This is a genomic window from Microcoleus sp. AR_TQ3_B6, from assembly GCF_036702785.1.
Taxonomy (GTDB): domain Bacteria; phylum Cyanobacteriota; class Cyanobacteriia; order Cyanobacteriales; family Microcoleaceae; genus Microcoleus.
This window is the reverse complement of the sequence record NZ_JAUBVJ010000012.1, coordinates 64,581-88,355: the sequence shown is the minus strand read 5'-3', so window position 1 is coordinate 88,355 and position 23,775 is coordinate 64,581. Positions and strand designations below refer to the sequence as shown.

Sequence of the window (23,775 nt, the reverse complement as noted above, 5' to 3'; positions counted from 1 at the left end):
AAACTTACGCCCATATCACCAATGTTATACCATTTTAGACCTTGCTCAAAATGGTGCAAAATATCAGTTTAAAACGAGATTTTTTTAGCTCCGATCCGGCAAATTACTTATAATTTGTCATGGCGTTTCATGTCGCGCAGTCAAACGCAACGCAGTGAAGTCAAGCAATCATTTTTGTCTGAGACGGCTTTTCTGTCCTGTTGCAACCGCGGCGCTGCAGAGAAGTATTTAGACGGACATGATTTTAGCGCCGAATCGGGGTCGCACCTGCACAAACGATGTCCGCGCCGCCCGAAGCTAAAGAAAAGAGGGTAATAGAACAGAATTTGCTATGATACTATTTTCTATTGTTACTGCAGGGCATCGATCGCAAAAGTCGCCGGTTCATTTGAGTTGCCAACGCGGGACTCCCAACCACTATCGCAGGGTCAAAACATTAATAAAGGAAATGCTATCTTAAATTCAGGAAAAAAAGATGTTTGCTAAACTCAAAAATTTAAACATTAGAAACAAAATGCTGCTCGGATATCTAGCGCCAGCAGCTATATACTTAGGGTTTCCCGTAGTAGTTAGTGCTACTACACATGAGGTGTTGAAAACTTTCCAAGAAACGGAAAGGGTACAGCACGTACTCGGAGAAACAACTAATATATCCCTAGGTGCCGAGCAAATGATACGGGGGCTACGTGGGTATTTAATTAATAAAAATCAGGACTTTTTAACGGATTTTAACACAGGTGCAGAGTTGGCTCTGCAGTCGGCGGATAATGTAGCGCCGAACGTTAAAGATCCCGAACAGAGAATTCGTTTGCAGAGGATGCGAGAGCTAGTCAAGCAATATTATGATGGTTCTAACGAAGACATTGTTCGCTTAGTGCTGCAAAATCAGACAGCGACAGCCATCGCTGTATTTAATACAAACAAGTACAAAAATGTAGTAAATGACTTTTTAAAAGTGAACCAGGAATTTCGGGAAAGAGAATTAAGTCTGGTTAACCAAAAAACGAAAATGACGAAGGAAGCTTTAACCTTTTTGGTATCGACCCTGCTGGTTGGTTCGGTGCTGTTAGTGCTGTTTGGTGCGGGTATGGCTTGGCTGATCTCGTCAGGAATTGTTGCAACTATCGATCGCGCAATTAGTTCGATCGCCAGTTCTTCCACTGAGATTGCAGCAACAGTTGAAGAACAGGAACGCATGGCAAGCCAGCAAGCAGCTTCAGTTAATCAAACTACTACGACGATGGACGAATTGGGCGCATCTTCTAGGGCGACTTCCGAGCAGATAGAAACTGCCGCATCTCAAGCAATGCAAGCTTTAAATTTAGCTGGCGTAGGTACAAAAGCTGTCGAAGAAACTTTAAAAGCAATGGCAACGCTGAAAACTAAAGTGGAAGATATGCAAGGGCAAATTATGCAGTTGAGCGAGCAAACCGATCGCATTGGCAATATCTCATCTCTAGTTAGCGATTTGGCAAATCAAACTAATATGTTAGCGCTAAATGCTGCGGTGGAAGCAGTACGGGCGGGCGAACACGGCAAGGGGTTCGGCGTTGTGGCATCAGAAATTCGCAAACTTTCCGATCGCAGTAAAAAATCTGCTACCCAAATTAATCAGTTAGTTGCTGATATTCAGAAAGCGATTAATTCAACGGTAATGGTGACAGACGAAGGAACTAAAACTGTGGAATCTGGGGTGAATATTGCATCAGAAACCGCTGCGGCATTTGCCGGAGTGGCTAATGCAATTAACAACGTGGTTTTGAGCTCTCAGCAAGTTTCGCTGAATGCCAAACAGCAAGCGGTTGCGATCGAACAAGTGGTGGATGCTATGAACTCTCTCAACCAAGCAGCGGCACAAACAGCTTCCGGTATCACTCAAACTAAAGTCGGCACTCAAAAATTGAATGAAGCTGCTTTAGATTTAAAAGCAATTATTTAGAAGAGCGAGCAGATCTGATAGTTTCAAAAAAGAATGCAACTGTAAGCCCGCGATCCAAACCCCAATACTCATTACTCATTCCCCATGATTCAACTCTTTAATCTCAAATCTCAAATCTCAAATGGTATGAGCGCTCAGTTAGAATTTTAATTAGTAGTGGAAAATTAAAGCGATTGTTTTGGCGATCGCGATTCAGGATGTAGTTGAAGCCGTCAACTATCTCAACCTAGTAAGTCAGGAAACTGCCATCGACATTTCTCAAGTAAAAGTCGGCACCGAATACCTAAATCAAGCAGCCCAAAATCTCAAATCAGCAGTGTAGGAATAAGCAAGATTAATTACTAATTCCCAATCATCCATTATTCATTATCAATTTTTAATGACGGATATATTTTTCAAAAAAATTAAACACCGACTACTGCTGCTCATAATTTTAAGTACCTTGATTCCAGTATCTCTTGTAGGCTGGTAGGGAATTTTTTCTTCTGCAGCAGCACTGCAAACCTTAGCATTGAGTCACCTTGGTGAAAGTGTCGCCTCCAGCCGTAACAGTTTGAAAAATATCAGTGACCATATTTTGTGCCTCCGCAAATATCCCCCTTTTCATGAAATGATTAGATGTAGAGAGAGAAATAAAGTAAACCCAGAAACTAATTCAACTTATAAAATAGGGGTTGAGCGAATGCAAACCATATTTTCATCAATGATAGGAGTCAAGCCATATTATATGCAGGGGCGTTACATAAAGGAGAAAGGTAACGAGCGAATGCGCTTAGATTATGGCCGGACAAATATAAAAAATATTCCTGATTGCCAACTGCAAAACCAAGCTCGTAGGGGTTAGTTTTAATTAACTATAAAGCTCAAACCTGGATAAATCTACAGCATATCCCATGTAAATGTGGTACACTAAACTAAGTAGCTCAGCGCCAAAAAATGAAAGCTTATTCGATCGAGTTTCGTGAAAAAATAGTTAAAGCTTATGAACAAGGTGATACATCGATTCGGAAAATAGCTGCCCAATTTGATGTGAGTAAAGGCTTTGTCCAGAAACTATTGAAACAAAAACAATTTACTGGTCATGTTCAACCCAAAAAACAAGGTGGAAGCCTTAAAAGTGTGTTACACTCGCACACAACTCAATTGACCGAGATGGTGGAAAAATATCCTGATAGCACATTGTCAGAATATTGTGAATATTGGCTATCGACGCACAACCAGTCTGTCAGCCCTAGTATGATGTGTCGCGAACTCAAAAAACAAAATTTGACCAGAAAAAAAAACAATACGCAGTAGTCAGTCTGGCGAGGGAACGATTGCAAATTGTGAGGTGCTCCTGATTGGGATTAGGTGAAAAACATCGACCAGAACAATCTCATATTTTTGGATGAAATGGGCATTTTGTTGGGTTAACACGAACCCATGCAGGTTCAAAATATGGTAGTATAGTCTCGGATTTAAAACCATTGTATCCGGGTGCAAAAGTCATAGTTGTCCGAGCAACAGGGTTCATCAGAGGCTCGGGTTTGACAAAGCAACAGGCACCTGCAGGCCCAAAACGCCACACTGCAGTTGATAGCTTCGGCAAGCGTGCTGTGGTGGTCACAGCAGCAAGTGTTCCTGAATGTCTAGCGAGCAAACAGGTTGTCTCTTTGCGTCTACCCGATGGGACAAAGGGTTCCGCGGCTGTATTCGATCGCTTGTCAATCGAAGTGAGGGCCGCTCACGGTTTCTCAAATCGATGATGGATAGCTTGGGATCGATTATTCAGGTGGTTTTACCACCGCAACAAATCCAAGGCTTGGTTTTACGGAAAAAAAGATCGGTGGTTGAACAAAGTTTTAGTTGGCTCAATTAATATCGACGGTTGAGCTAGTACGATCGGCTCTATGATTCGGCCTATGGTCAAGCGATTAGCCTAAAGTGGTTTCCTTTGCCACTTTGGATACAGCCTCTTAGACACTTTGGGCATATTTTCTGAGCAAGCAGCCGAGCAACCTGAGGCTGTTGCCGCCGCAGCTCGCCTAGCTTTAAATCTCGCGGCAGAAGGCACTCAAATGGTTGAGCAAACTCTCAATCAAATGCTGGGTTTGAGAGAAGCTGTGGTGGCAATTTCTCAGCCAAATCAGCAACTTTATGACAGTACAAGTCAGATTGACAATATCTCGACTTTAGCAAGTTTGGTTAGCGGTTTAGCCAGCCAGACGAATATCCAGGCTGTCAACACCGCCGTCGAAGCAGTCAGAGCTGGTGAGTACGGCAAAAATTTGGCGGTGGTAGCAAGCGAAATTCGCTTTCTTACCCGATGAAAGCCAAGAAGCGGCGCAAAAGATTAATGGTATTATTCCAGAGATTAAACGTGCGATCGACTCGAGTGTGAAAGCAACAGAAGAGGTACACAAAATAGCAGCAGGGGTGAAAACAGCACGAGAGACGGCAGCAGCTTTTACGGGTGTTAGGGAAGCTTGCAATCGGGTGCTTGCTAGCAACCAACAAATTTATTTTAATATTCAACAGCAGGCGATCGCTATTCAGCAAGTAGGTGATGCCATGAATTCTCTCAACCAAGCCGCATTTCAAACAGTCAGGGGCATTACTCAAGTCAAAATCGGCACTCAAAAACTTAACGAAGCTGCATTAAATCTCACGTCTGTATTGTAATAAGCAAGTTCGGCAACGAGGAGTGTAGGGGATTTAACGAACTTAATAGATTTAATGGATGGATGTTGAGGGAAGAGGAAAGTTCCGCAACTAGGGGTGTATGGGATTTAATGGATGTAACGGATTTAATCGATAGAAGGAAGAATTAGCGATTACCAATTACCGCTGACCAGTTACCGATGACCAGTTACCGATGACCAGTTACCGATGACCCCTTACCGAAAGATATATATGATTGAAGATGAAGAACTCCGAAATGTATTTAAAATCGCTAGTCAAGAGCACTTGCAGAAACTAGACGATGGATTGCTGTACTTGGAACAACACCCGAGCGACTTAGCTAAGTTAGAAGAATTGCTGCGGGAAACCCATTCTCTTAAAGGCGATGCTGGGATGCTGGAAGTAAAAAATGTAGCATCTTTAGCTCATCAAATAGAGCATATTTTGGGAGGTGTCAAGCGGGGAGAAACTCAACTAGATACAGATATTAGGGATCGACTTTCGCAAGGTTTAGACGCCCTCCGCAAACTCGTTGACGAAGCCGTCACCGGCCAAGATTCCGGCGTCAATACATTTTACGTGCTCGCTACCATGATGGGTGCTTCTAACGAGCCCCAGCCAGTCGCCCCGACGGCAGAGCCAGAATCTGCACAAGTACCAGAAGAAGAATTAGTAAAAACGCAATTTACTGATTCGGAAACGCCGCTACCTGAAACAAACAGTGAAACTTCTTTGGTGACCGATTTATATAATAATTCCTCTTTGTTGACGCTACCATCCGAGCAAGAATTGCTGCGGGAATCTCAAAAATTGCCAGCCGCGTCTGGCTCCGCTGCTGTATCTGCTACTCAACCCACTGTTAACGGTTCTTTGAGTTCGTCTTACCGAATCGAAACAATTCGCGTTGCTACCCAAAATTTAGACGATTTAATGACTCAAGCAGGGGAACTTACTGTTACCAAAACTCGGGTAGTACACCGACTTGCAGCTCTCGAAAAACTCACAACTTTGTGGGAAGATTGGAGCAGAGAAGCTTTGATAAATCGGTTGGCTCTTCATCAGATAGAAAATGAGAAAACCGGGTCTCAACGAAACGCGATAGTCATGCAGTTACAGAATTATTACCAGCGGACTGAAGAACATTTAAAAAGTTTGGGAACTCTAGTAAATCGCTTGAACAATCGAGTTGATGAAGATACTGCCAGACTCGAATTAATTGCAGAGGAATTAGGCTCAGGAATTCGCACTCTCAGACTGCTACCTTTGTCTACTATTTTTAATCTATTTCCCAGAGCAGTTAGAGACTTGGCGAAGCGGGAAAAAAAAGAAGTTGAATTAGTCATAGAAGGTGGGGAAATCCGAGTTGATAAACGCATTTTAGAAGAAATGAAAGACCCTTTAATGCACATGATTCGGAATGCGATCGACCACGGCATCGAAACTGCCGTTGAACGCGAAAAGCTCGGCAAATCTCCCGTCGCTACTCTCCGGATTAAAGGCTACCATACTGCTAGCAATATTGTCATTGAAGTTGCTGATGATGGCCAGGGGCTGAATCTCGATCGCATTAAACAAAGTGCTGTCAAGCGCAAAATTTGCACGCAGGAAGCACTCGCTACCATGACAGAAAGCCAAATTCAATCGCTGATTTTTTCTCCTGGTTTTTCCACCAGAACATTTGTTACTGAAGTCTCTGGTCGGGGAGTGGGTTTAGATGTAGTTCGGACTAATGTTGAAGCACTAAAAGGCAGCATTCAAGTTGAATCTGTCTCAGGCAAAGGATGCAGTTTGCGACTGCTACTCAGCACGTCTATAGCTACTGCAAATGTATTAATTGTAGCTGTAGAAAGTCTTACTTACGCGCTACCAGTTGAGTTTGTTGACACTGCAAAACAGGTTGCTGTTTCTGATATTTTTACTGTGGAATGTAAGGCAACTATACTTGCCGATGGTCAGCCACTATCAGTTGCTTACTTGGCAGATGTACTAGAATTAAATAAGAAACAATGGCTGCCGAAAAATCGGGAATGGAGGCAGGAAAGTGGGAGAGAGCTCAACAGGAAGATGGAGGGAGAATCCCTGAATCCAAATTCTCGGAAAATGTCTTGTATTGTTCTGAAAGTCGGGGATGAAAGAGTGGGATTATTTGTAGATGCTTTGATGGAGGCACAGGATGTGGTGATTAAACCTCAAAGTCAATTGCTGAAACGGGTGCGAAATGTTTCAGGTGCCACGATTCTCGGGACGGGGGAAGTTTGTATGGTACTCAATCCCCACGATTTGATAAAATCTGTACGCCAGCAAGTTTCCTCGGGTGGGGTTTCTGGTGGGCGATCGCCCATGGAGACGGTCAGCAGAAAACAAGTTATACTTTTAGCAGAAGACTCGATCGCCACCCGCACTCAAGAAAAGCGCATCCTGGAAGGTGCGGGTTACGAAGTTGTGACAGCGGTAGACGGATTGGATGCTTTCCATAAATTGAAAACTCGCGATTTTGATGCAGTGATTTCTGACGTACAAATGCCAAATTTGGATGGTTTGGCGCTGACTGTTAAGATTCGGCAGCAAAAAGAATACAGTGATTTGCCAATAATTTTAGTGACATCTTTGGCGTCGGATGAAGATAAAAAAAGAGGAGCTGATGCCGGGGCAAATGCTTATATTCCTAAAGGTACTTTCAATCAAGATGTGCTGGTAGAGACACTAAAAAGGTTAGTTTAGTCATTAGTCATTAGTCATTAGTTATTAGCGATTTCTTATTTACTACCAATTAGCAAGGCCCAAGGCAAGCGTGTCCAGTGCAAAATTTCCAGTGCCTCGATGCCCAATTTCCCATTCCCAATTTCCTATTCCCAATTTCCCCACAAACTGATGTTATCGCCTATTAAACTATTGTTAGTTGAAGATTCTCCAGTAGTTACGCTCATCCTCAAACGAATTTTTGAGTCGTCGCCAGAAATCCAAGTGGTAGGAACCGCTGGCAACGGATTAGAAGCACTAGAATTAATCCCGAAACTTCACCCAGAAGTAATCTGTACGGATTTGAACATGGCACCAATGAACGGGTTAGAATTCACGCAAGAAGTAATGAAGAAATTTCCGCTACCAATTTTAGTAATTAGTGCTTCAGTGCAAGTGGAGGATACTCAGAAGGTATTTCAACTGTTAAAGGCTGGTGCATTGGATGTTTTTCCGAAACCGATTGGCGGGTTGGTATCAGATTACGATCGCCTGGCAAATCAATTAATAGCTAAAATTAAAATACTTTCAGGAGTGAAAGTATTTACACGCCGTCAAAAAATGGTGCAAACAGAAGATAATAACACTGTTATAAAAATCAACCAAGAACCACTGCCTAATTACAAATTTTCTAACGAAAATGTTAAATCTCCAACTATTAAAGTATTGGCAATAGGGGCTTCTACAGGGGGGCCTCAAGCACTGTACGCGATTATTTCTAAGCTTCCGGCTAATTTCCCAGTGCCTGTAATTTGCGTCCAGCACATCAGCGAAGGATTTTTGCAGGGATTGGTTAAGTGGTTGGCTTGTGAATCTAAACTGCAGGTAAAAATAGCTGGTTTGGGGGAATTGCCGCAAGCTGGTATTGTTTATTTACCCCCAGAAAAACGTCATTTAGAATTGGATTCTCAAGGGCGATTTATTTATTCTCAAGCTGATAAATTCACGGGACACTGCCCCTCAATAACGGTAACATTTAAGTCAGTTGCTAAATTTTACGGTCGGACGGCGGCGGGAGTTTTACTAACAGGAATGGGCCGAGACGGTGCTGACGGAATGTTGGCCATCGCCCAAGTCGGGGGGTTGACAATAGCGCAAGACCAAGCTACTTGCGTTGTTTTCGGAATGCCCAAAGAAGCGATCGCCCTGGGTGCGGCCGAATATGTTCTACCCGTCAGTGCGATCGCTCCCCTACTCCTGGCCAAATTAAAAATTTAGGACTTACCCCGCAAATAGTGCAGAATACCCAGTCCCCCGACTTGTTAATGAAGTCGGGGTTCCCGGCGGGCGAGATAAACTTTTTAGTTCATTAATTACTCAAAACCGAACTTTTTTTCTAAGTCCGATTATTTGATTTTGATAAACTTACCAATTACCTCGCGCAACTTATCAGCATCAAACGGCTTAGTTAAATACTCCGTTGCTCCCGCCAAACGCCCCTGTACCTTATCAAAGGCTCCATCTCGCGCTGTCAGCATTATGATCGGCAAGTTTTGAAACTGAGGCAAGCTGCGCACCGTGCGACAGAGTTCCAATCCGTCAATACCAGGCATCGAAACATCGAGCAACAAAACCGAAATTTGTTCGTGATAAATCGTTGACAAAGCATCCACTGCATTGTCGGTCACGAGAACTCGAAACTCTTTGCTTAAGGCCTGTTTGACAAGTCCTTGCATCACGACGCTATCATCTACTGCCAAAATAGTTGGTACTTGACTGCTACTTGCAGACATATTCTTCTCCCTGTTTATTTATAGTTCTAGAAAATACAAAACATAATTCCCGCCGTCATTTTTTGAGAGTTGCCCCTGTGCAATAATTGCCAACCCCCTGGGAGCGTTAGTAGAAATTTTACCCCTGTTTTTTTACCTCAAGCTCGAAAAAAGTGATTGCCAGAGGGGTCGATCGGCGATTACAACAGTTGCCAAATCTGTCTCCGGGCCCAGGAACCCTAGACGGTCGAGTTCGATCAACTATTGTTACAAAGTTTAACATTTGGGCAATGTTTTGTAGTTAATCTCTTAACAGTAGTTGAACCGCAGGCTGCGGCACAGATTCGGTAAAGGACACTGGTATTGTGACACAAACCCATGATTTAAATCTACCAGCAAGCCAGCTACCCATGATTAGACAAGTCTGTTAAAATAAAATTAAACTGATTAAAAAATTCCAGGTAAGCAATCGCCATATATTTGGGAATGGTGCTTCCTCCCAACAGAGGCTCCTAGATTTAGAGAGCCGGAGGTATTCAAAAGCATAGTCAACTAGAAGTAGAATTTATACAGTCTTAGATCAGGGTGATCTAACTCCCATAACTCAAAAGTTTCCCTGTCAGTCAAGAGGTTAGTCTGAGTTCGGCGCAATCCGCCTGCGCGGAACTTGCGATGTGGGCCTCAAGACACAAAATTCATAGCTGGCTTTTCTCGAAAGTATTGAGAAGGGCTGTTGCCAGCCACTAAACGGGCAGTTACAGATGATGAAATCACCCTTGTATCTTGGTAAAAAAGTGTTCAAGCTCCATAATATAGACTTATATCAGCTTCTCGGCTCTGCTCCAGAGGTTTGCTTAGACAATTTGGTCGGCTTGGCAGCTCTGATCGGCCGAACTCCTATTGCTTTCTTGAGCTTGATTGACGGTAACCGCCACTGGTTGAAGTCGCAGTTAGGTATGGATCAAACTTTGGCCCATCGTTACCTGAATTTTTGCGCTCGCGCCCTCGACCAAACTCCCGAAGAGTTCGCCGTTGGCTCAAACTCAAACTCGGAATTTGACCGGGCAACTCCCCTGCAAAAACCGCCAGTTGCTCCCGAATCTGCGATCGAACTCCCTGCAAATTCCTTCAAGGAACGGCCCGCCGCCATTGTCCGAGACGCTTCCACAGACGTGGGATTTGCCGAGCATCCGCTGACTGTTTCCTACCCCTTCGTGAAATTTTACGCCGGAATTCCAGTCGTCACCTCAGGCGGGCAGATGCTGGGAGTGCTATCCCTAATGGACTCCGTGCCCAGAGATTTGACAAAAGAAACGATAGAAGCTCTTGAAGGTTTGGCTCGGCAAGTTGCGAGTTTGGTGGAGCTGCGGTGGCAATTAGTCAAAGCCCAAAAACAGTTGCCAGAGGTAGAAGATATCACCTCCGACAGCGAGCAAATCTCAGAGTTAGTTCGTGGCTCGAACCGATCGAGCTTGTGTTCCGAACAGACGCCACAGAGCGGCACGAGAATATACCGAAGAAAAAAGCTCCCGACGCTCGGGGAAACCGGCAAATCTCAATATTTGTGGGAAAATTCAGGGGGCATCCGGCAGGCTCGCGATACCAAACCAATCCGAGAAATCGTTGCCGGCTCCCGGGACACCTCCGAGCACCAACTAACGGCAGCGTCGCTACAAGAGCTGACGCGCTTGGGATCCCTGCAAGCTAAAATCGGTGCAGCCCTCGGACAAGGCGGGAAAATATCGGCCATCCTCAACCGCTGCACCGAGGCTCTGGTAGATTACCTCGACGCCACAGGGGCGACGATCTGGACGTTCAACCCGCAGACAGAGCGGTTAGAATTGCAGGCAAATTCAGGATTCAGCAGCCAAGAGTGGGAACGGGAAATAGAATATTGGGTGCGGCCAGAACCGGGAAAACTCCAAACGGCTCCTGTGTGCCTCATGTCGAACCCGTCTCTGTGCGCCATTGCCTATCCGCTGATTGTGGAGGAGCGGCTGGTGGGAGTGATGGCTCTGTGTACTAGGTCTTTGGCAAGCGAGGGAGCGCTAGAAGTTCTCGGCTGCATGGCTAACGCCATCGCCGTGGCGATCGATCGCCACGCGGCCCGAGAAGAATTGTTGAGCCGCCGGGAAGGGCTGCTGTTGGGCATCGCCAGCCAGATGCGGAATTCCCTCGACCTCGACAAAATTTTAGATACGGCTGTCAATGAAATTCGCAGCTTGTTGCAGGTTGACCAGTGCTACTTTTTGTGGTACTCGGTCTCGCGGCACGGGCAGCCAAGCTTTGCGATCACCCACGAGGCGGCAAATCCCGAACTGAAAGAGCGGCTCACAGAATACCCGATCAAACAAGTAACGCTGCTGGCCGAGAAAATTAGTAACCGCCAAACGCTCCGGATCGGCGACGCGGCAACAGCAGTCTGCATAGAACCGACCACGCGAGCTTTTTTGACCAGTCTCGGGATTGTTTCTAACCTGCTGCTGCCGCTCAAGACTCGCTCGGGTCAAATGGGTGCTGTAGTTTGCAACCATTACAGCAGCCGCCGTTCCTGGGCGACGAGCGAAGTGGAATTGCTACAAGCGGTGGTGGATCAACTGGCGATCGCGATCGACCAAGCCGAACTTTACGCCCAAACCCGGGCGGCAGCCTTAGCCGCTCAAACTCAAGCCCGCCAACTAACGGAAACTTTGCAGTGTTTGCAGCAGAAAGAAGCTCAGCTCATCCAAAACGAAAAAATGTCCTCTCTCGGTCAAATGGTCGCCGGCGTCGCCCACGAAATTAACAATCCGGTTAATTTTATTTACGGCAACTTGACTTATTGTAAGGAGTACGTGAAAGATGTGGTGGATTTGCTGAACTTGTATCAAAAGCATTACCCCGAGCCTTGCGACGAAATTATCCGCAAAAGGGAAGAAATCGATGTTGATTTCATAGTCCCTGATTTGCTGAAAATTCTGTCTTCAATAGAGATGGGAGCCGAACGCATCCGCAAAATTGTCCTGTCTCTGCGGAACTTCGCGCGACACGACGAAGCCGATATGAAGCCGGTAGACATTCACGAAGGGATTGACAGCACGCTGCTGATTTTGCAAAGCCGCTTGAAGCCAAACGGGTTAATACCCGGAATTGAGGTAATTAAAGACTACGGCGACTTGCCGAAGGTAGAGTGCTATCCCGGACAGCTCAACCAAGTATTTATGAATATTTTGGGGAATGCGATCGACTCTTTGGAAAATCAGCCCGTACCCAAGACGATCAAAATCTCGACGGCGGTGGTGCCCCGAGACTCGGAGGCTGGTGAGTCAGGAAAGTCGAGCCCTCAAGTTGTGCTGATTCGGATTCGCGACAGCGGGCCGGGATTGGCGGAAAAAGCTAAATGTCGCTTGTTTGACCCTTTCTTTACCACTAAGCCTGTGGGCAAGGGTACTGGGCTCGGCTTGTCTATCAGCTACCAGATTGTGGTGGAAAAACATGGAGGAAGCTTGAAGTGTATCTCCCAAGCCGGACAGGGAGCAGAGTTCTGGATTGAGATCCCGCTGCGTCGCCCGGATGCTGTCAAACAATAAACCAGGGGGCGATCGGTTTCAAAAAGATTTTTTAAATTTTATTCTCAAAAGGCTTGACAGATTCCCGTGTCAGGGTGTTACTATAATAAAGGTTGAGACGTTGGGGCGTCGCCAAGTGGTAAGGCAGCTGGTTTTGGTCCAGCCATTCAGAGGTTCGAATCCTTTCGCCCCAGTTAAATTGGGCCCGGTGCGATCAATTATTTCCTAATTGTTTTGCCTCCGGGCTTTGCAGGGGAGAGATCGGGAAAGTTCGATCGTCCGGCTCGCACTGCGGTATCCTTCTGATGAACCAGATTTGACATGAGATGAGTCCTAATACGAACAGAGTCCATCGATTCTACTCGATAACCTGTTGTACATTTAAATTGTATAAGCTGCTGTGCATCTAATTTGACAGTCAATTTTTCTACAATTATTGTGCAACGGGCACTCCTAGCACGTCTATGCATTCAATAGACCTCTTGCAAAAGTCAAAAACTCACCCCCCAAGCTTTGGGGGGAAGCCTGAAAAATTAGGCTTCCGAACCGCGACTTCGGGGAGGGTTGGGGAGGCGTCTGGTGCATTTTTGCAAGAGGTCTAATTTAGATCCGTAGCAGCTTATTTCAATTCCCTATTGTCCACCCCTCGAAGCTTCTCCCCCTAGAACATAACAGACAATCTAGATGTGCAACAGCTTAATTGCTGGGCCCGCGAGCATTTAGCCGATCGAAAACGTATCGGGAAATTGCCGGAAATGCTGTTTCGTCCTTGGCATAAGCCGGATTGTCTGCGAAAACGACTAAGATGTAAATCGCGCGATCGTCTAAAGTTCTGACAAATGCCGCTTCGCTGCGGGATTTGGAAGTATAGCCAACTTTGGAACCAAAATAAATATTAGGTGGTAAAGATTCTCCCAAAAATCCTTGTATCGAGTTGAGAGGGTCTTTTTTCCACGCCTTGGGGTCTAAGTCTCTCGTTAGCAAGTAAGCCATTTTGCGGCTGGCGACGCTAGAAACCGCTTGTCTAGTATAGATTTCATATATTAATCTGGCGGCTTGGTCGGTAGTTACTTGATTGCGAATCGGCTGGGAAGCACCGCCCCGCAATTGCAAGTCGCGACCGATTGGCCCTTCTTGTCTTAAATAGTATATGGGATAATTTTTGGTGCTTATACGAATATCATTGTAGCCTGCTGACTGGAAAAATGTGTTAATTTGAGTGCGCTTTTTCAGCCATGTTTGCAACTCTTCTCCTGCCAGCCGTCCGCCGGATTTTGTATCTGTGATTTTGTCTAAAAGCCTGCTGGCAGCATCGTTGTTGGAGACGCGAATCATTTGTTCTAGGTCGTCTTTAAAGGCTGATTCTCTTTGGGTAATTAGGCCTTTTTCTATGGCTGAGTAAAAGGCTGCCATCCAAAATAACTTGGCAACGCTAGCGGGAAATCTGAGAGTTTGATTTTGATATCCGGCGAAGGTGTGAGTTTGGGAATTGCTGACATCCATTAAGGTAATTGATAGCGATTCTGCGGGCAGCCCTTTGCTGGTCGCAATGTTCACAGCTTCATCAACAATCCCTTGCAATTCTTGAGAGTAAACTGGATTGGGAGGTGTTTTGATATTGTAGCTGAAGGTAGGCTCGCTTTGACGATCGGCTAAATTTTCCGATGTTTGAATTGTCGGCGGCGAGAGTGCTTCTTGAGGCAAGATGGCCTGTTGAGGCAAGATGACTGGCGGTTCTGGGGGACGGCGAATTCTGAAGGGCATTGTGACGAGCCAAAAAAACGCGATCGCCCCGCCAATTAAACACAAAATGTTACGGTATTTTAGCCGAGAAAATTTCGTCCTCACTCGGCGACGAGATGGGACTGGGCCTGGGCTGCTTTGGCGACGGGGCGCGACTAGGCGCTGGCTGCTTGGGCGTCGGGATTGGATTATACCTCTTGCATGAATCTTTGCTCGATCGGTCAACCGCAGATACAAGGCAGATGAACGCAGATTAACGCCGATAATTTCCAGAATTGAGAGCGACTTTTGCAACAAGTCTATTGGGCGTCGGGTCCCGATTGGGCGACGAGATGGGACCCGACGCTCCCTGCTTTGGCGACGAGATGGGACCCGACGCTCGCTGCTTTGGCGTCGGGGCTGGATTGGGCGTTGGGGCCCGATGGGGCGGCGTCGGCGTTCTACTTGCATTACAGTGTTGTGGTATCAAACTCGCACGATCAGTTTATAATAGGGCGGCGTCTAAATGACAAGCGTGTCGATCGAGTCCGCTGTTGCCAATTTTATCTGTCTGCTAGGCTGATTTATACTTCTAAAAATTGTAAAAATTTCAGGATAGCACTCAGTGGAAGCAAAATCCTTGGAAAAACATGAGAAATTTTTGGAGTCTGGCTGTTTTGGGATTTGCGATCGCCGGAGGGAATTATTTTTTGAGCCCTGATGTTTGGGCATTTCAGTCTCAACCTGCTGGGGGAAATCTTGTCTCGCGACAAGCAGAAGGACAGGGCGTGGATATAGTGCCCGAGTTGACAGGAGAAAGGGCAAATGGGGAAGTAACAAACAAGCAAACTGTGTCCAGTTTCCCGAGTATGTTTTGGGACTTCAACAATTTACCGAAAATTTCCTATTCCGAATTGCTATCGGTGCTGGCTAGACGACCAGACTCAAGTAATACAGAGAGAGAAACCGCTGCACAAGCTGAAGACCTAGCACGTTTTAAACAGATTGTACAGTATGCAAAAAAACAAAATTTGCACGATCGCTCGATCGGAGAAATCGTCCAGGCGATCGCCGATAATTTCCAAGGATTGCCCTACGCCGAGGGTTTGCTGGACAAATCCGGCGAAGAAAAGTTGATTGTAACGTTGAATAAATTTGATTGCGTTTTGTTTGTAGAAACCGTTTTGGCGATCGCCAGGGGCGTAGCAGCAAAAGATTACGACTATCAAAGTTTTGTAAATCGCCTAGAAGAACAGCGGTATTTAAACGGTAAAATCAACGGTTATTGTAGCAGATTGCATTATTTTTCCGAATGGATTAACGACAATCAAAAACGGCAAACATTGGAAAACATTACTGCTGAATTAGGCGGAGTACCCATGAATAAAACACTAAATTTCATGAGCCAGCACCGCAGCAGTTACCCGCAAATGGTCAAAGACGAAGCAACTTATCAGTGCATTGTCAGCCAAGAAGCAGACTTAGCCAAAACTACTGTTAATTACATCCCGACAAATCAAATAAAAAGTCTTTATTCTCAGTTAAAACCGGGGGATATTGTAGCGGTAGCGACGGATGTTAAAGGATTGGATGTCACCCACACCGGTTTAGTATACCGCAATGCTGACGGCAATATGGGTTTAATTCACGCTTCGCCGGCTGGGGAGGTGACAGTTGCTTACGACTTGCACAGATATATTAGCAGAGTCAAAAGTGCGATCGGGATTGTAGTCGCTAGGGTGAAAACACCTCATTAAATTGGTTTGTACTCGTAGGGTGCATCAGCTTGGATTATTTTAGCTGCAAATTCAAAATTTCTGTGCTGACGCACCCTAGCAACTAAAGCAATCGGGTTTTTTGCCTTCTTTGCGGGTTGCAAGGCGTCTTTTTGTAAAAAAAACCGGTTTCTGGACCCCCATGCGTAAGCCTAAAATCAATTGACAATTTCACTGCGAGATACCTTACTATTTCTAGCAGGATTTGGCGTTAATTCCGGCGGCGAAACTTGAACACTTCCCCACTCATTCAAAAAGCTTTTCAGCAAAAGCTCTTGCTGAGTGCGAAATGTCTCGACATTTTCCCCGCGATTCATAATCACAAACCACACTGTTTTTTGTTTTTGAGTTGGTAGCGCTCCGCCCAAAGCGCTAACATTATCCAAGGTGCCCGATTTGACCACTGCTAATTTGGGAAGCGGTCGTTCTGACAGTATTCCTTTATCTTTCCCAACTACAGTTAAGACATCAGCAACTGTCATGCTGTAAGGTTCAAGATAGCGTTCTAAAGCTATAAACAACGCGCAAGCAGCCCGCGGAGAAATGAGATTTTCTTCGCTCAATCCCGAACCGTTGACGAGTTGAATTTCTGCGGGAGGAACTCCGGTTGCTGCTGCTGCTTTTTGGGCGACTATTTTGGCGCCCCCGACATTATCAGCTAGCATATCTGCCATCAGATTGTTGCTGTACTGATTCATTTTTTTGATCAGTTCGGCAAGGGGCAAAGAATAATGTTTGACTAAAGGCTGCACGTCATTGGGAGGTGCTGACAAAACTTTGACAGTACCCTCAATTGTTATTTGGGGTTTCGGCGTATTTGGAGGCAGTGTTTGATACTGGGCGGCGGCTTCGCTGGGCCAGATTTCACTGTTCAATCCTTGTTGCAGCAATTCTCCAGATTTGAGGGGATTTAATTCAAAATTCATGTAAAACTTATCGACAATTATCAAATTACCGGTCACTCGCTTGATGCCTTTTTGATGTAAGGCGTTGCCGAGGGCGATGGCCTCTTCCCAAACAAACAACGGATCGGCGCTTCCCTGAACAATTAAGGATCCTTTTAATACGCCGTTTTCTATTTTCCCAGTTGTACCAATTAAAGTAATAAATTGATGTTCCGGCCCGAATTGTTGCAGCGCTACGAGAGATGTTGCTACTTTGGTAATAGAAGCGGCTGACAGAGGAACTGTACCTTGATGATTGGCTAGCAAAGTATTGCCAGATTGCACCCAGACGCCTTGGTTTTCTTTGGCAAAACCTTGTGCTGTCAACCCGTTGAGATATTGCTGGATTTTGGAATTTGTGGGGGTTTCGGGATTGTTAACAGAGACTGTTAAGGGCTGACTTGGTTTAACAGGCGGCGGGTTCGATGCAGCGAGAGGAGAGGGAGATGCAAGTTGGGGTGATTCAGTAGCGGCGCAGCCGGTAATAATTGTGAGAAGGGCGATCGAACTCGCAGCAGTTAAGTAGCGGTTTTTCAGCATTACTTTAATTTTTTCCATCAAATTTACGATCGTCTGTCAGCACGCCCGATGGAAAGTTTAGCACTAGCCAGCGCGTTGTGGAGCCTCCGCATCTGCGTTACCAGACTCCCGAACCGCTGACATTACCTCTCTTCTTCTCCATCTTCCTCCGCGTTCTAGCGCTAACGCGCCGCTTCGCTAACGCGTCGAAAGCGGTTCGTTAAATAGATATTCTTTAAATGCTTCGGGATTTTATCTTCAGCGCCTGGGGCCTTCACCCCAGGCCGATCGCTCTCACAAATTTTCGATAAACTGGTTTATCCAGCCATACTCCCCATACTCAGCGGCACCATCTCACCGTGCATCGTCAGGCCTAATAACATCGGCCCGCCTGGTCGTATCAACTCTCCTGTAAGCGCGCAGCGTTCCTCCTGCTGTGCTGTGGCATTAATGCTAGCTCGAATATCCGATCGAGAAAACATCTGGCGATACTCTCCAGACTTCTGCTGCACGTAATTCCAGAGCAAATCTCGAATCAAAGCTTGATAGCCTTGATTGCCTGCGAGTTCTTTGAGTCTCTCTTTGAGTTCTCTTTCGAGTCGAATGCTGGTGACTTCCATTTCGGTGGTTGAGGTTCTAGGTAGGGTATGCATAATTTTTCTCCGTGACGGGGTGGACATATGTGTAATATCAGTGTAGTATGTTTAAAGCTAGATTTAAAGCTCTCTTACCACTTTCTGCCTGCTGTGAAATTTCTCCCCACCTACTCCACCTATCAACTGAAGTGCGATCGCCCCAGGGGTCGCTCCGAGTCGTTATGGCACGTCTTTAGCACGGGTTTTGCGACAGCCACACCGACCTCGTGGGCGGGCTCTGGCCTAATTAAACCCGGTTATAGTGAATTAGGAGAAATGGCAGAAATAAATTACCACGAGGTAGACCAGGAGGGTCAGCGATTGGCACAGCCACATGGAGATACGCGAAGCGGGAGGTACAGCTAAACGACTGTACCAAGACAGGATGAAAATTTGCATGAACGCAGTTTTTCTAGCCCCCGCTTCTCTGGTAACAGAAGCGGGGGCATTTGATTGGATATTTGAGAAATTCCCAAAGGCTTGGGGAACTCGCAAAAACTAGATATAGCCAATGCAGGCGTTGCACCGAAAATTCCAAATCCCAAATCCCAAATCTAAAATCTAAAATCCAAAATCCAAATGAGGAGGAGCAAGCCATGACCGTAGTAACTGATGTATTGAGGCAATCTGTGGTGGTGTTTTCTCAGAATTACCTACCGATGAGCCGTGTCAACATCAAACGGGCGATCGTACTTTTGGTAACAGGCAAGGCTGAACCTCTGGATTTTAGCATCGGCAACGGCTGGCTGGTGCGATCGCCCAGCACCAGCATCCACGTACCCGAACAAATCCGCTTGACTTTTGGTAACAGGGAACGCCTGTGGAAAGTTCCCCCGGTCAATCGCCGGGAAGTTCTGCGCCGCGACGCTCATTCTTGCCAATACTGCGGTAGCAACCGACATTTGACGCTGGATCACGTCATGCCTCGAGCGAAGGGCGGCCAGCATACTTGGGACAACGTGGTGACTGCTTGCGAACGGTGCAACTCTCGTAAGGGCTCACGAACTCCCATAGAAGCTGGAATGTCTCTGCGAACTAAGCCGAAGGCTCCTATACACCCCACTGTTGCTTTTGCCGAACTTTTTTGGCACGAATACCAAATTGGGGAATAGGGTATGGGGAATAGGGCATGGGCCAAACAGGTAATTGGTAATTGGTAATAGCTAATAGTTAATAGCTAATTCAGTCCTGTAATTGAAAAGGATTTTAGGTCCCAATAGCAAACTTTTCATTCCGACCTATCCGATGCCCAATTCCCACTTCCCGATGCCCTATTTGGCCGATGCCCAATTCCCAATTCCCGATTTCCAATTTTTAACTTTCAATTCCAAATTTAGGGCTGTCAATATGCTGAAGTTGACTTACACTGAAACGGGCTTTAACCTCGAGCGTTTGGCTCAATCTCCCGAACAGTTAGTGGCGCTGCGAGTTGTGCTGGCTATGCGAGTTGGTCAAAGCATCAGCGTCGAACCGAGCAATGCGGCATTTTTGCTGCCCGCGAATTTGGCTGCGCTGTCTCTATTGGAATCTGAGGTGCGCCGAGACGACAACGATGCGATCGACCTTTGTGTTGCTGATGCTGACTTTGTAGAAGTGACTCTGCGCGGTACGTGGATTTCTGGCGCGTCCTCCGGGGCCCACGGCGTGTTTGCGACTGTGTTGGGCGATCGGGCAGAGCTCTTGCTGCTCAAACTCTGGCTCGAAACTCAAGCTGCTGCGGAGGTTGTCGGAGAAGTCGGCGATTAATATCGGATGTTGAACAAGGAAGAGGTTCGAGGGAAGAAGCCAGAGGGAAGAAGCAAGAAAGAAATATTTTCTTCATTTTTCACTGGGACACTCTCTCCCTCGGACCATCTCCCCTCTGCTATAACAGACAATTTATATGCGTAGCATCCCGGCAGATCGCTCATTCTAGGGCGTATAAATTATGTTGAAGTAAATGCCGTTATCTTGCAGATTGTCGCCCCGATCGCTAATTCTCACCAAAGGAAAAGCGTAATCTACGCGCAGGTTCAGCCGCTGTATCGGTTCCCAGATTACCCCCAAACCCACACCTGCTAAAAATGTCTGATTGGTTAATTTATTAGGATTGTTGGGAACATTCCAGACCGTACCCGCCTCCAAAAAGGGAGCCAATTGAAGTTTGGGATTTCCCGAAGCATCGCGCTGCAAAGTAATCCGATCCTCGACCGAAACTCTCAAGCCGTTATCACCAGAACGGGCATTTTGGCGGTAGCCGCGCAAAGATTGCCCGCCGCCTATTACAAATTGCTGTGAAGGCAACAAACTATTAGCTGACAACTGCAAGTCGGACTGCAAAATTAATAAATGTTTGTCATTCAATCGCTGTACTCGCTGCACTTGACCCAGCCAGCTAAAAAATTGTCCGTCTGGATCAGAACCTTCGTATTGAGTAGCATCAAACAAGCTAGTGCCGATCGTAAATTGCGATCGCACGGCCCAAGCACCCTGCGGGTCGCGCCGAATGTAGTCCTGTCCCAGCTTAATTGCGCTCGTAGTGGTGACACCCTTGGACTCCTCGCGGATGCCAAAAGAAAACGGTTCGCCAGCGAGAAAAGTTCTGCCTGTCTGATAAGTAAAACCCGCAGATAAGGCAAATTCTTCGATCGGCGTTCTCCGCAGCGGCTGGCGGTAACTAACTTCAAATAAATGCGATTTTCCCGAAATATCAAACCTGTTAAAAGGTGCTTGTACGATACTGTTGCGATTCGGCGCCGCCCTCAATTGCAAAGTGCCGTTCATCGCATTTAGCGGCAGGCGATAGCTGAAATCGAACACGTCTGAATCGCCGAGCGAGCGGTAATAAGCCGCCCCAAGTTCGTCGCCATTTCCTGTTATATTGCGGTGCCGCAAACTAACTGCCACTCTTTCGGAACCGACGCTGGGAGGCGAGTAATTGTCAATGCTGAAAATAGGTTGAAACGGATTAGCTTCCGAGACTCGGACGATCAGAATGCTCTCGCCTTCTTTATCCCCAGCCCGCAGGCTGGCTTCTACATTGTCAAATAAAGGATCGACTCGCAGCAGCCGGAGTTGGTCTTCTAAGGAAGCTGTGCTTAAAGGCATTCGGGCCCCGAGTCGAAGCCGGCTGCGGATGTAACTTGGATGCAATCTTTTAGTTCCTTCTACCTCAATTCGGGCCAGCTTGCCTTCGATCACTTGAACTTGGACTACCCCTGCGGTGATAGTTTGGGGCGGCAAGACTGCTCTGGAAGTGATGTAGCCTCGATTGAGGTAAATTTCGGTAATTTTGTCGGCGATTTGTTTGAGTTCTTCTAGGGTGGCAGAACGGCCCTCTAACGGCTTGACTAAGGCATTAATTTCGTCTTGGCTTAAAATTGTGCTGCCAACAACTTGAATTTTCTGCACCTCAATTGCTGCATTCGGCAGTGTTGGGGGAACTGGCGAGGGGGGTTGGGGCGATACTGTTGGCGGTACTTGGGGAGGTTCTGGGGAAGGCTGCGGGACGGGTTGCAGAAATCGATCGCGATTTGGATCTGGCACAGGCGGCAGCGGAGGCAGGTTGGGAGGCGGCGAGGGTTGGTTCTGGGCTAAAACAGGATTGCAATGTAGCTGGTTCTGACATTTGGGATCGTTATCAACCAGATTTTTTGCTGCGGGTTCTTGCCCCTGACCGCAATCCGTTTGATTAATTGTGGAACACGCCTCAGCGCTTTTGTCAACCCGATTTTTTGCTGCGGGTTCCAAACCCGTACCACAATCCGTTTGATTAATTGTGGAACAGGTATCGGGCTGGTTCCCGTGAGCGTTGCTTTCTGAAAAATCGGGGATTTGATTTAAGTTTGTTGGAGTTACATCCTGCTTGATTTCCAGTTTTTGCAGTGCTAATACTGCGTTGCCCGTATCTGCTGAGTTGTCAGCGGCGACGGGCAACTGAGAAATATCGTCCGTTTGGGATATAGCTTTATGGGGGTAAAAGCAAGCCATCGGGAGCGCAGTTAGAAGTGAAATCCCCAACCGAAATATTGCAATATTTGCATTCGGGCGCATAATTAATAATTTCTCTAAAATAAGTTGGTCGGCTGCTTGACTATGCCAGTTTATCATTTAGGATTATGCGAAATTTGACCATCAAAATTTCCACAGTCCGGCTTTCAAGATGCCAGGAGCCCGAAGTGCTCATTAGCACAATAATTTTAATTTATTTAGGACGATCGACAAAAAAACCCCCAACACCCAAAAATCATCTGTGGCGCTGCCAAACACCGCGCTCTAAACCGAGTTTTTCCTACTTGCTACAAAAGTTATACCATTTTAGATTTTAGATTTTAGATTTTAGATTTTAGATTTTAGATTTGGCAATGACTTATGGCAATCAGGCTTTGGGGCTTGCCTACTGTTGCATTCTTTTTTGAAACGGGTGTCGAATTATTTTTTTCTTAGAGGTGTTAACTCACTTGGGACTAATGGTTCTTGAGCGATTTTGCCGAGTTGGACAGAGTTCAACACTGCTGACCACTCGTGAGCTAAACTGGCATCGCTGGGAGACTCCATGCGTAATAGAGCTAGAGTTGCCAGGTAGTCGTACCAGAGACCTTGTTGGGCGAAGATGCTGAGCTTGGCGCGTGAGGGCGATCGATCCAACTCTGTTTTCACGTTTGGGGCGAGTGCGGTGCGGTTGATCCACCCGGAAACGAGAGCTTCATCTGTTGTATGGTTTTTTGCGTTGCATTTGATAGTAAAGTACCATTGATAGTTTTTGCCAACCTCCAGGGCTGGCGAGTTGTCGTCGGAGTCGAGGCTGACCCTAACGACACCTGCACGGCTAGTTACCATGCGAAAACTTTTTTTGTATAGTGTTTTGTCCGTTTCGTCTGCTAACTCAAACTCAACTGTTTTGTCGAGGGCTTGGGGAAGGTAGTAGAAAAATGTCGGCTTTGCTGATATGGTTTGCCCCATAGTTGATTGGGGAATCAAGGCAGTTAAGGCAGTTGGGGCGGTGGAGCATTCTAAGCCACGGGTTCCTCCCCCTTCCCGCCTTCCCGGTACTCCCTGCTGCGGCGGTTGAAAGCTATTCCACGAGGCCCCCAATTGCTGGCTGTTCGATCTGCTTCCGCTGGCTTGGGCGGGTAGAACTGTTTGCCAGGTGAGGGGTAGCTGCGGTGGTGAGCGGCGGTGGACGCTGTTGGCGGGGCTGTTGAGAGCCTCTGCTGGTCTTAAGAAACTACCAACGGCAAATGCCTCTAAAGACAGAATTAAGGAAATGGCACCGATATTGAGAGCGTACTTCCAAGCCATGACGAACCTGCCTTCTGATGAACCTAGGAACTTTACCGCACGGTTTTATTCTACCCAAGGTTTTGACGGATTTAGTAATCTGTTGTACTTAATTTATATCTTCAGGCAGATACGATTAGTTTGGTTCCTCCGATCGACATGGAATTCTCTGTAAGGTTTGTCAGTGGTAGCTTAGTAGTTATACTTACTTGCATTCACATCAGCAAGTTCGGTTGAGCTTGTTAAACCCAGCTTTGACCGAAAAGCCAGACGCAAGCCCCGGGCTACCGACATGGAAGTCGGCAGCGGTTTCAACCGCCTG

Annotated in this window: 19 protein-coding genes and 1 tRNA gene; 14 read left to right on the top strand and 6 right to left on the bottom strand. The window is 46.5% G+C overall.

The annotated features are described in order from the left end of the window. Positions 1 to 475: 475 nt before the first annotated feature. From QUB56_RS08775 to cheB, 8 genes are all read left to right on the top strand, one after another. Complete coding sequence (locus tag QUB56_RS08775) at positions 476 to 1,939, top strand: methyl-accepting chemotaxis protein (RefSeq protein ID WP_332954764.1); 1,464 nt, start codon at positions 476 to 478, stop codon at positions 1,937 to 1,939. 178 nt (positions 1,940 to 2,117) lie between these two features. After that, on the top strand, positions 2,118 to 2,261 hold the full coding sequence (locus QUB56_RS08770; RefSeq protein WP_332954763.1) for a hypothetical protein: 144 nt from the start codon (positions 2,118 to 2,120) through the stop codon (positions 2,259 to 2,261). A 614-nt stretch (positions 2,262 to 2,875) separates the two neighbouring features. Next, positions 2,876 to 3,235, top strand: a complete 360-nt coding sequence (locus tag QUB56_RS08765; RefSeq protein ID WP_332954762.1) for an IS630 transposase-related protein — start codon at positions 2,876 to 2,878, stop codon at positions 3,233 to 3,235. A 230-nt stretch (positions 3,236 to 3,465) separates the two neighbouring features. Continuing rightward, the gene (locus QUB56_RS08760) at positions 3,466 to 3,684 is read left to right on the top strand and encodes a hypothetical protein (protein WP_332954761.1); all 219 of its coding nucleotides are present in this window, start codon (positions 3,466 to 3,468) and stop codon (positions 3,682 to 3,684) included. Between the two features lie 219 nt (positions 3,685 to 3,903). Next, on the top strand, positions 3,904 to 4,248 hold the full coding sequence (locus QUB56_RS08755) for a methyl-accepting chemotaxis protein (protein WP_332954760.1): 345 nt from the start codon (positions 3,904 to 3,906) through the stop codon (positions 4,246 to 4,248). A 22-nt stretch (positions 4,249 to 4,270) separates the two neighbouring features. After that, positions 4,271 to 4,600 carry a hypothetical protein gene (locus QUB56_RS08750; protein WP_332954798.1) on the top strand — a complete coding sequence of 110 codons (330 nt, stop codon included), beginning with the start codon at positions 4,271 to 4,273 and terminating at the stop codon, positions 4,598 to 4,600. Between the two features lie 231 nt (positions 4,601 to 4,831). Next, a complete protein-coding gene (locus tag QUB56_RS08745; RefSeq protein ID WP_332954759.1) occupies positions 4,832 to 7,321 on the top strand; it encodes a hybrid sensor histidine kinase/response regulator in 2,490 nt (829 codons plus the stop codon). 150 nt (positions 7,322 to 7,471) lie between these two features. Continuing rightward, on the top strand, positions 7,472 to 8,557 hold the full coding sequence (gene cheB, locus QUB56_RS08740) for a chemotaxis-specific protein-glutamate methyltransferase CheB (protein WP_332954758.1): 1,086 nt from the start codon (positions 7,472 to 7,474) through the stop codon (positions 8,555 to 8,557). Positions 8,558 to 8,685: 128 nt separating this feature from the next. Here the strand turns inward: cheB and QUB56_RS08735 are convergent, their stop codons facing one another. Beyond that, positions 8,686 to 9,072: a response regulator gene (locus tag QUB56_RS08735; protein ID WP_242717200.1), complete on the bottom strand. Its 387-nt coding sequence runs from the start codon at positions 9,070 to 9,072 to the stop codon at positions 8,686 to 8,688. A 740-nt stretch (positions 9,073 to 9,812) separates the two neighbouring features. Here QUB56_RS08735 and QUB56_RS08730 point away from each other — a divergent pair. Continuing rightward, complete coding sequence (locus QUB56_RS08730) at positions 9,813 to 12,620, top strand: GAF domain-containing protein (protein ID WP_332954757.1); 2,808 nt, start codon at positions 9,813 to 9,815, stop codon at positions 12,618 to 12,620. A gap of 101 nt (positions 12,621 to 12,721) precedes the next feature. Continuing rightward, positions 12,722 to 12,793, top strand: a tRNA-Gln gene (locus tag QUB56_RS08725). A 502-nt stretch (positions 12,794 to 13,295) separates the two neighbouring features. Here the strand turns inward: QUB56_RS08725 and QUB56_RS08720 are convergent. Further along, positions 13,296 to 14,408 carry a serine hydrolase gene (locus QUB56_RS08720; protein WP_332954756.1) on the bottom strand — a complete coding sequence of 371 codons (1,113 nt, stop codon included), beginning with the start codon at positions 14,406 to 14,408 and terminating at the stop codon, positions 13,296 to 13,298. Between the two features lie 563 nt (positions 14,409 to 14,971). On the opposite strand from QUB56_RS08720, the gene QUB56_RS08715 reads away from it, so the two are divergent. Beyond that, entirely contained in the window at positions 14,972 to 16,078 is a 1,107-nt protein-coding gene (locus QUB56_RS08715) for an N-acetylmuramoyl-L-alanine amidase-like domain-containing protein (protein WP_332954755.1), read from the top strand. A 176-nt stretch (positions 16,079 to 16,254) separates the two neighbouring features. Here QUB56_RS08715 and QUB56_RS08710 read toward each other — a convergent pair whose 3' ends face one another. Both QUB56_RS08710 and QUB56_RS08705 read right to left on the bottom strand, forming a co-directional pair. Continuing rightward, the gene (locus QUB56_RS08710) at positions 16,255 to 17,598 is read right to left on the bottom strand and encodes a D-alanyl-D-alanine carboxypeptidase (protein ID WP_332954754.1); all 1,344 of its coding nucleotides are present in this window, start codon (positions 17,596 to 17,598) and stop codon (positions 16,255 to 16,257) included. Positions 17,599 to 17,876: 278 nt separating this feature from the next. Further along, complete coding sequence (locus QUB56_RS08705) at positions 17,877 to 18,212, bottom strand: ribbon-helix-helix domain-containing protein (protein WP_332954753.1); 336 nt, start codon at positions 18,210 to 18,212, stop codon at positions 17,877 to 17,879. Positions 18,213 to 18,305: 93 nt separating this feature from the next. Between QUB56_RS08705 and QUB56_RS08700 the strand changes: the two genes are divergently transcribed. The 3 genes from QUB56_RS08700 to QUB56_RS08690 all read left to right on the top strand — a co-directional run bounded on the left by QUB56_RS08700 (position 18,306) and on the right by QUB56_RS08690 (position 19,940). Then, positions 18,306 to 18,560: a hypothetical protein gene (locus QUB56_RS08700; RefSeq protein ID WP_332954752.1), complete on the top strand. Its 255-nt coding sequence runs from the start codon at positions 18,306 to 18,308 to the stop codon at positions 18,558 to 18,560. A gap of 230 nt (positions 18,561 to 18,790) precedes the next feature. Beyond that, entirely contained in the window at positions 18,791 to 19,306 is a 516-nt protein-coding gene (locus QUB56_RS08695; protein WP_332954751.1) for an HNH endonuclease, read from the top strand. A gap of 235 nt (positions 19,307 to 19,541) precedes the next feature. Beyond that, entirely contained in the window at positions 19,542 to 19,940 is a 399-nt protein-coding gene (locus QUB56_RS08690) for an alr0857 family protein (RefSeq protein WP_445243322.1), read from the top strand. A 165-nt stretch (positions 19,941 to 20,105) separates the two neighbouring features. Here the strand turns inward: QUB56_RS08690 and QUB56_RS08685 are convergent, their stop codons facing one another. Together QUB56_RS08685 and QUB56_RS08680 are read right to left on the bottom strand one after the other, a co-directional pair. Further along, positions 20,106 to 22,283, bottom strand: a complete 2,178-nt coding sequence (locus tag QUB56_RS08685) for a ShlB/FhaC/HecB family hemolysin secretion/activation protein (RefSeq protein ID WP_332954749.1) — start codon at positions 22,281 to 22,283, stop codon at positions 20,106 to 20,108. A gap of 321 nt (positions 22,284 to 22,604) precedes the next feature. Further along, complete coding sequence (locus QUB56_RS08680) at positions 22,605 to 23,474, bottom strand: DUF928 domain-containing protein (protein WP_332954748.1); 870 nt, start codon at positions 23,472 to 23,474, stop codon at positions 22,605 to 22,607. Between the last annotated feature and the right edge of the window lie 301 nt (positions 23,475 to 23,775).